The sequence below is a fragment of the Pseudoalteromonas sp. S2721 genome, from assembly GCF_005887425.1.
Lineage (GTDB): Bacteria > Pseudomonadota > Gammaproteobacteria > Enterobacterales > Alteromonadaceae > Pseudoalteromonas > Pseudoalteromonas simplex.
This window is the reverse complement of sequence record NZ_PNCZ01000043.1, coordinates 1-9,590: the sequence shown is the minus strand read 5'-3', so window position 1 is coordinate 9,590 and position 9,590 is coordinate 1. Positions and strand designations below refer to the sequence as shown.

Sequence of the window (9,590 nt, the reverse complement as noted above, 5' to 3'; positions counted from 1 at the left end):
AAAAGAAAAGTTTGAACGCGTAAAACCGCACGTAAACGTTGGTACAATCGGCCACGTTGACCACGGTAAAACAACTCTAACAGCAGCAATCACTAACGTACTTGCAAAAGTATACGGTGGTGTAGCTAAAGACTTCGCATCAATCGATAACGCTCCAGAAGAGCGTGAGCGTGGTATCACAATCTCAACTTCACACGTTGAGTACGATACTCCAACTCGTCACTACGCACACGTAGACTGTCCAGGACACGCCGATTATGTTAAAAACATGATCACTGGTGCTGCTCAAATGGACGGCGCAATCCTAGTAGTTGCTGCGACTGACGGTCCTATGCCACAAACTCGTGAGCACATCCTACTTTCTCGTCAGGTTGGTGTACCTTACATCATCGTATTCATGAACAAATGTGACATGGTTGACGACGAAGAGCTACTTGAGCTAGTTGAGATGGAAGTTCGTGAACTTCTTTCTGAGTACGACTTCCCAGGTGATGACTTACCACTAATCCAAGGTTCAGCGCTTAAAGCGTTAGAAGGCGAGAAAGAGTGGGAAGACAAAATCGTTGAGCTTGCAGAAGCACTAGATTCTTACATCCCAGAGCCAGAGCGTGACATCGATAAGCCATTCATCATGCCTATCGAAGACGTATTCTCAATCCAAGGTCGTGGTACTGTTGTAACTGGTCGTGTTGAAGCTGGTATCATCAACGTGAATGACGAAGTTGAAATCGTAGGTATCAAAGAAACTACGAAGACAACTTGTACAGGTGTTGAGATGTTCCGTAAGCTTCTAGACGAAGGTCGTGCGGGTGAGAACATCGGTGCACTTCTACGTGGTACTAAGCGTGAAGACGTTGAACGTGGTCAAGTACTAGCTAAGCCTGGTTCAATCACTCCACACACGAAGTTCACTTCAGAAGTATACGTACTTTCTAAAGATGAAGGTGGTCGTCACACTCCATTCTTCAAAGGTTACCGTCCACAGTTCTACTTCCGTACAACTGACGTAACAGGTGACGTACAGTTACCAGACGGCGTTGAAATGGTAATGCCTGGTGACAACATCAAGATGACTGTAGAACTAATCTGCCCAATCGCGATGGACGAAGGTTTACGCTTCGCTATCCGTGAAGGTGGCCGTACAGTTGGTGCTGGTGTTGTTGCAACTATCGTTGAGTAATATCAATAGATAGAGCTTCACAGCTTATAAAAAGGTCGCCTAGGCGGCCTTTTTTAATGCCTGTAGAAAAGCTGTCAGCTTTCAGACGTCAGATTAGATCGAGAGGGTTGTTTACTTCTGTGTATCACTCAGCATTCGATCAGTTTATTCTTCAGGTAGGTTGGTTTGAGCGCAGCGAAACCCAACACAATCCATGTAAACCTTTTCTTTGGTAAACCCAAACCACCTAAAACACTCCCAAGGTTATGCTTGGCCTATAACCTAGAGCCTTTACCCTCGCTAACTCGCATCTAAATCCAACCCCTTGATATCTATCTTGGTTATTCATCCCTAAATTGGGAAATGATTATGAATGTTAGCTGAACTGAACTACGCTTGATTAATAACTAATAATAAATGTGTAGATTTAGGGATGATCCGTTTTTTAATAGCGCTGTTAGCACTTCTGTTCTTACCTTCAGCTTGGTCTGCATTTCATAATTACGATATTGAGGATGGATTATCGCAAAGTGTTGTGTTCGATATTGTACAAGATCAGCAAGGTTTCATGTGGTTTTCGACGCAGGCAGGTTTAAACCGTTTTGATGGCAATGAGTTTACCGTATTCACAGCCTCTGATGAGGCAAATAGCCTAGCAAATAACTATATCTATCCATTGGCACTTGATAGCGAATCACAGCTGTTTATAGGTACGCGAAATAGTGGTGTAAACCAACTTGCATTACATAATTATCAATTTTCTGAGCCACTCTTAAAAGAGCGTCGCATCACCAGTTTATTGGTAGCGCAACAGCACGTTTATATTGGTACTTACGACGGCAGCCTGTTTCGTTACGATAAGCGAACACAGCAACTTGAAAGGTTAATAACAGACTTAAAAAAGCCTATTTATGCGCTATCAAAAATTGCCGACATCCTTTGGATTGGTACCCATGGAGCTGGGTTACTTCATTATGATCTTATTAATAAACAACAAATTAATACTATTTTTTCTGGCTTTGCTGAGCCAGTAGATATTCATGCCAGTATCTTTGCTATCAAACAGGCAGCTGATGGCAGTATTTGGTTGGCAAGTCAGGGTGGTGGCTTATACAAGATTGAGTTAAGCACTAAAACAATGACGCAGTGGCTTACCTCTAATGATGGCGGTGTTGGGCTTAGCAGTAATGAAATTCGTGATATTGAGTTTGATAGCCAAGGCCAAGTTTGGCTGGCAACGCGAGGTGGCGGGATTAATGTTTACGATCCAATTAATGCAAGCTTCACCGTTTTAGCACATGACCCATTTGATAAATATAGTCTTGCTCATAACCGGGTTTATAGTATCTACCGAGACAGTAGCGACATTATGTGGTTCGGTACTGCAAATGGGATCAGTAAGCTCGACCCTGCATCATTGCAATTTAGTAAGTTAAAAAAGCCAGCGCCACTTTCAAGTAACGATGCGTGGGCGCTATTTGAAGACTCAAAGCAACGTATTTGGTATGGCAGCTGGGGTGGCGGTATCGATATTCTTGAGCAGCAATTAAATCGTTTAGAGCGCATAACCACCGAAAGTTCACCGTATTCAATTAGTAGCAATGCAATTAAAGCCATTGCCGAAGATCGTAATGGCGATATATGGATTGGCAGTTGGCAGCAAGGGATTGATGTTTTGCATACCGATGGCAGCATCAGTCACTTTCGAGCAGGTGAAGGCGAGCATGGCTTAACTGAGAACAGTATATATGCTCTTTTAGTCGATGAGAAAAATAATGTCTGGGTTGGCACGAATGGTGGAGGGCTGTTTTGTTTTGATAGGCAGCGCAGCAAATTTATTAGTTTTGCACAGCCTGTAGCGAATACAAAACTTATAATTCCAACGGCACGGGTGACGAGTTTATATAAAAGCTCGCAAGCAGATCTGTGGATAGGCACAGATGGTGATGGGGCTTATCACTACAACGCAGCAACCGATACCCTCACTAATTATCGCAAAGGCGACTTGGCTTTATCTGATAATACAGTGCGTGCGTTTTTAGAAATTGACCAGCAAATGTGGCTCGCAACGTCGAACGGCTTAAATATTATTGATTTGAGCAACCAGCACGTGCATCAATTTAATGTCAATCAAGGCCTCCCTAATCAAGTCGTTTATGCGTTGTTAAAAGATAACGACGATTGGGTTTGGCTTAGTACCAACAATGGCCTCGCTAAAATAGACCCAGCAACCATGAGCATTAAAAATTATAAAGCTCGACATGGCTTACAAGGTAATGAATTTAATGCCGGTGCTTATTTAAAAGCCCGTGATGGCCGCTTGATGTTTGGTGGCACACAGGGGGTGAGTGTCATTAACCCCGCTGATCTTGAAATCAATGCTATTGGTGGCCAGTTAGCGCTTACTAGTTTGCAGTTCGATGATGAGGATGTGGTAAACGAAGGAGTCAATCGTTTAGGCAGTTTATACCAAATAGAAAAAAGCCGTTCAGTGACTATTCCTGCGGGCATCAAACGGGTTCACTTTCAGATTAGTTACCTACACTACTCTGAGCCACAGACTAACCTGTACTCTTATCAGTTAGCGGGCTTTGAACAGCAATGGCGTAAAGCTACAGGGCCTTTTTTATCTGTTGATTATACTAACCTTCCTGCTGGTAAATATCAGTTGAAAGTTAATGCTAGTAGTGAAAGCGGGGCAAATGTGCTCACTCCATTACTGTTAAACATAACCGTTCTTGCTCCTTGGTGGCAAACTAGTGAGTTTTATCTGTTAGCGGCTATGCTGATTTTGGCGATGGTGTGGCTATTCACAGTGCTTTGGACTCGCCGGATACGCAAACAAAAATATTATCTGGAGCAAATTGTTAGTGAGCGTACCGACGAAATCGCAGAGCAAAAAACGCTCATCGAACAGCAAGCTGAAGCTCTGAGTGATTCACTAGAAAATAAAGTGCGCTTCTTCACGCATGCATCTCATGAATTACGTACTCCTTTGAGTTTGTTGATTGCGCCGTTGCAAAAGCTAATAGCTGATGAGCGAATTACTGAAAAGCGTGAGCAGCTGAATTTGGTATTGCGAAATAGCCGGCGTTTAGAAAATTTGGTTGATAAGCTATTAACGCTGACTCGTTATGATGAGCGCCATGAAGAGATTATAAAAGTTGTGTCACTATCGGCAATTGCCAGAGAGGTCGCAGGGCAGTTTGCTGTGTTAGGTGAAAAGCCTATCGACTTTAAGGTCGATATTGAAGAAGCCGTATTTATCGAAAGCACCCGAGAAGGGGTGATCACGATTCTTACCAACCTTTTAAGCAATGCATTTAAATATACTCAGCAAGGTCAAGTCGGCTTAACCGTAAGCGTATCAGGTGAGCTTGCCAACATAGAAGTAACAGACACAGGTAAAGGTATCGCAGACGCTGAAAAAGGCAAAGTATTTGATACTTTCTACAGAGTGAGTAGTCATGCAAATGTAGAAGGTAGTGGCGTTGGCCTAGCCATCGTTAAGCGTTTGGTTGATAAGTACAAAGGCACGCTTGTGCTGGCAAGTCGCTTAGGGGAAGGAACTAGTTTTAAACTTTCATTTCAAGCAACGCAATTTGCAGCTCAAGCTTCTGCTGCAAGTATCAGTTCAAAATCAAATGAAGTGCAGAATAAAGCCAGTGTATTAATTATTGAAGACAATGATGAGTTACGCCATTACCTTAAATCTGAGTTACAACACCGCTACCAAGTTTTATTAGCGCAAGATGGCCAAGTTGGATTGCAAATAGCTTTGAGCCAAGTGCCAGATTTAATCATCACTGATTTAATGATGCCTAAAGTTGATGGCTTTACTGTGTTAGATTCATTACATAACTCGCCCGTTACATGCCATATCCCAGTAATTATTTTGACCGCAAAGGGCGATTATGAAACTCGAGTGAGTAGTTTGCAGCAACACGCGCTAGATGTGATCACTAAACCATTCGATAGAGAAGAGCTATTTTTAAAAATTGAGAACTGGCTAGGCTGGGTAGCTCAATATGCACAACAATCGAAATCTGAAAAGTCGCCACATAAAGCTCAGCAAAGAACGGCCTTTTCACTCGACCCGAGAGACAAAAAGCTGCTTGAAAAGTTAGCTGAATATGTTGCTGAGCATTTTCATCAGCAGGGCTTTTCTATGCTTGAATGTGCGAAGCACTTAGCATTGAGTGAGCGTCAATTCCAAAGAAAGTTAAAAGTATTGTTAAATATCACACCAAGTGAATATCTTCGCGAATATAGATTGCAAAGAGCTGCTGAGTTGTTACAGCAGGGTCGCCAAGTAAGTCTAGTTATAGATGATGTTGGTTTTTCTTCACGTTCGTATTTTTCTAAGTTTTTCAAAGAAAAATATGGTGTGACGGCAAAAGAATATCAATGTCAAAAACTTTAACCTACTGTTTTTTAATTACATGTCGTATTTGAGTACATTTTTGTCGGCATTCAGTACACACAATTTGAATAACTCATCTACCATAAAATCTTAATGAAAAATGAACGGGAAAACATGCTTCGAAGTACTCAAATTGACGGGCAAACATAAAGTCTAATTTATGGTTAAAAGAGTGATCGAGCGCTGACCTTGTTCATACGTTTATTAAGATTTGCTTCCTTTGAGATTGGCAACTGCTCTGCAGTTGCCTCTTTTTAGTGAGCTATACCGCAATCAATGTAAGGATTAACATGATGAGCCCTCCAAATTTCAGGTCTATGAATTTTATAAAACAATTACTTTTCGCAGCCAGTATTATTAGCTTAACAGCTTGTGGTGGGAATAATAGCAATAACGAAGATGATACCCCTCCTGTTGCTGAAGAGAATAAAAGTCCAACAGTATCAATTAACAGTGACACAGAGTTATTAGAGGGAGAGGAGCTAGTTTTACAGGCGACAGCGACTGATAGTGACGGAAGTATTAGTCAATATGCTTGGACACAAGTATCTGGTCCTACCCTTGATCTTTCTGGTAGCGATACAAGCACCTTAACAATTACAGCACCTGCAGTTGAAGAAGATGCAGATATTGTTCTTGCTTTGACTGTAACAGATGATGACGATGCAACTGCAAGTGCAGAAGTTAATATAGCTCTGAAGCGCAAGGCACTAAAAATAACATTTGAAGGCATTGTAACTGATGAGCCAATTGTTAATTCTAGTGTTGTAGTTCAAATTGGTGATGAACAGTTTGAAGTAACCGCGGATGCCCAGGGTCGTTTTAGCGTAGATATTGAAGTGGATGACTCTGATGCAAATGAATTAGTGAAGCTAGTCGCATATGGTAATAATTCAATCAATCCCGGTGTAGAGTTTGTCTCACAGCTAAAATCAATTTCAACTTTGCTGGCGCAAGCAGGAGCTGATGGAAAACTTAGTAAAGAGGATAATTTTGGCGTTAATGTAACTAATGTTACTACCGCAGAGTTTGCATTATTGACTCGTGATGGTGCTGATATCAACTCCGAAGAAGCACTCGATGATGCATTGTTAGCTGTTGATGCGGATGAGAAGTTACTTTTAGCATCATTAATTAAAATTATTGTTGATAACGAAAACTATGAACTTCCTGAAGGCGTCGAATCAACCTTAGACCTTGTATCAAATTCTGAGGATATTGATAACTTTGTTAATACCGTAGAGAGCCAAGAACCGGGTCTAATTGAATCGACAAAAGAAGAAATTAAAGAAGATGATGAACTTGTAGATCAGACCGTTACTAGTATTGTGGGTGAGTATATTTTAATGCAGCCGCAATACTATAGAGCATCAACTGCGCAGTTAGAGTTTAAGGCTGATGGAACTGGCTATGCTAGTTTGATTGATGTCGATACAAGCTTTAATTGGTCTCAGCAAGAGCAGGATATTACAATTAATTTAGCTGAGCCTGTACTTATAAACTGCTCATTTAGCAATGATGAAAATGATCAGCAGCAGGAGGTATGTGAGTATTTAGTTGAGTTAGATCTAATTATTCTCTTGGAAAATGATGCTAATAGAACTGTAGAGTTTTCTCGCAAAACTGAAACTCGTTTCAGTAACAGCGGTGAAGTGTATAACAGCTCTGAATCTAATTATAACGCCACCCTTATTGAACAACGACAAACACTTGCAGTGACAGCAGATGAGCTTATTGGTACTTGGGTTATTGATAATTTGAGCGAGTTTGGTGGGTATAGTAGTGCTGTAAGTATTGAGCTACTTTCTGGTGGAACTGGGACGCTCACTGATAACGATAAAACGCCTGTCAGTGTTGCTTGGCAAGTCGATGAGAATCAACTGCTTATAAGTAATAGCGCAGAAAGTATCAATTATGACATCGCAATTTGGTTAGTTAAAAATGTACAAGTTGGTTATCAATTTGCTGCATCACTCGAAGCTAAAACAGATGATAACTCGCGAACAGTTACTGGTTTAATGGTGAAAGATAACCAGCTTTCATTTACTGAAGCAGATCTACTTGGTAAATGGACTGTGTACCAAGGTTATAACTCACCACAAACAGACCTTCATTACGACGTTTATGACGATGGTTTAATGAATTTTAATTTGAATCAAAACTTTCGTTCTTGGCAAGTAAGTAGTGATGGAGAGTTCTTACGTTATAACTATTTTACAAGTAATGGCATTCAGCCAATCTGCCCTGAAGATGATGTTTGCCAAGTATATAGTGAGTTTTCTCAACGTCTGCTAGCAACCAATAACGGGCAAAACTTTACTTACCGTAAGTATCGCTTTTTTAATTATGACGGAACCGAACGCCCAGAGGATTACTCATCACATCTTCGTAACTTCTCAGTTTCTAAGGAATATGGCGTATCTAAATTTGCTCCCTACTGGTTAGAAGAAAACGCTAGCTATGATGAAAATGGTTATCCGATAAACGTTGGTTTTATTGAGCTTTATTCGCCAAGGGAACGTGGTGTTGAAACTATTAAAGTTGAGACAATCTATAACGATGAATTAGATGAATATAAACGTAGAATTAGCTTTTCATATCTTGGAGTTTTAACTGAATATGACTACAGCTTAGCCTCCGGCAAATTGATGTTTAATACATCGCAAGCAGAGGTTAGTGACTTTGATAGGTATTTCTTAACGGTTTGTGTTTATGCGCAGTCAGCGAGTTGTACTGAAGGTGATAAGCAAGCTTGGTTCTTTGATAAAGCGATGGCGGAAGCGCAGGTTGATATTGATCGCCCTGCAACAGAGCACCCGTTAGATGGCGCCTGGCAACTTGCCGATGAACCTGATGTTGCAGTGGTTTTACGTGATGGGAAGTGGATTCAGATTCAAGCAATGACAGATGAAGGCGTTGATGATGCTCATCCGGGATTTGAGTTAGGCGATTTTACTTGGAATGAGAGTACAGGTGAGTTTGCTGTTGAACTAAGCGAAGATACCAATGGAAGTTTTGGGATTGACGATGCTGGCAGCATTATAGCGTCTGTCTCTGCAGATACACTTACTCTTGAAATTGAAGGGGAAGGTGATGTTGTACTAACACGTATTTATAGTCTGGGAAATCCCCTAGTAGGTGCTTATTTCGATGGTTCGCTTGATGGTGACTTCTTTATGGGCATATTTAAAGAAGACGGTACTTTCTTAGAGCTTGCTCATGACACTGAAAATGATGAGCTGGGTATATCTGGAGGTTACTATAATTATGATATTGAGAATCAAAAAGTGTTTGTCGATTTCTATGAAAAAACATACGGTAGCCCAATAGAAGAAGCTGACCCGCACTTTATTGTCAAAGCACAAGGCAACTTTTTACAATTTAAAGATGGCGATGACTTCGGTGTAATGCAAAGAATTACGCGAGTTATTGAGCAAGATTCTTTTACCGAAGTCGACTTAATTGGTACACATATTTTCACCTATATGGCCGAGAGTGGTGGTGTTGAAACATCAAATATTGTCATTGCTGAAGATGGCAGCGCTTCATTCGAATTAGATGGTGAAGTTCGTAGTGCGTCTTGGGAGCTGCATTTAGGATCTTTAATGATGTTTAGTGAGGCTACTGAGAGTCAGAATTATGGTTATGGCGTGTTAATGACTCCTATCACAACCGTTGATGGAGGATTTAGCGTTGAAACTTTAGGTTTTGAAGTACCAGAAAGCTATAACGACGATGATGACCCTGCATTACATACATTTTTGTCAGGCAGCTTAATTAAGCAGTAATTTATACCCAAACCACCTCAAGATGCAGAATTCAGCGTTTCACAGGTGCTTTAAATCAAGGCGTTACTTTGCAAGAATGGCAGTCCCTTTTAAGAAGTAACAACGATGAGAGTAAGTGCCTGCGAAGCGCCCAAAGGGTTGGTTTAAAAGCGATTTATACTGCGTTATTGATTTTAACAATAGAACCACTATTACTTGCAATCAATGCCTTTCATAAATC

Annotated in this window: 3 protein-coding genes; all 3 read left to right on the top strand. The window is 40.9% G+C overall.

Annotated elements, in window-relative coordinates:
• Window positions 1–1,180: elongation factor Tu (gene tuf, locus CWC02_RS16260; RefSeq protein ID WP_138619364.1), on the top strand; the 1,180-nt coding region annotated here is incomplete at its 5' end.
• A gap of 412 nt (window positions 1,181–1,592) precedes the next feature.
• A complete protein-coding gene (locus tag CWC02_RS16255; protein ID WP_138619362.1) occupies window positions 1,593–5,582 on the top strand; it encodes a hybrid sensor histidine kinase/response regulator transcription factor in 3,990 nt (1,329 codons plus the stop codon).
• Window positions 5,583–5,872: 290 nt separating this feature from the next.
• Entirely contained in the window at window positions 5,873–9,370 is a 3,498-nt protein-coding gene (locus CWC02_RS16250; protein ID WP_138619360.1) for a PKD domain-containing protein, read from the top strand.
• Window positions 9,371–9,590 lie beyond the last annotated feature (220 nt).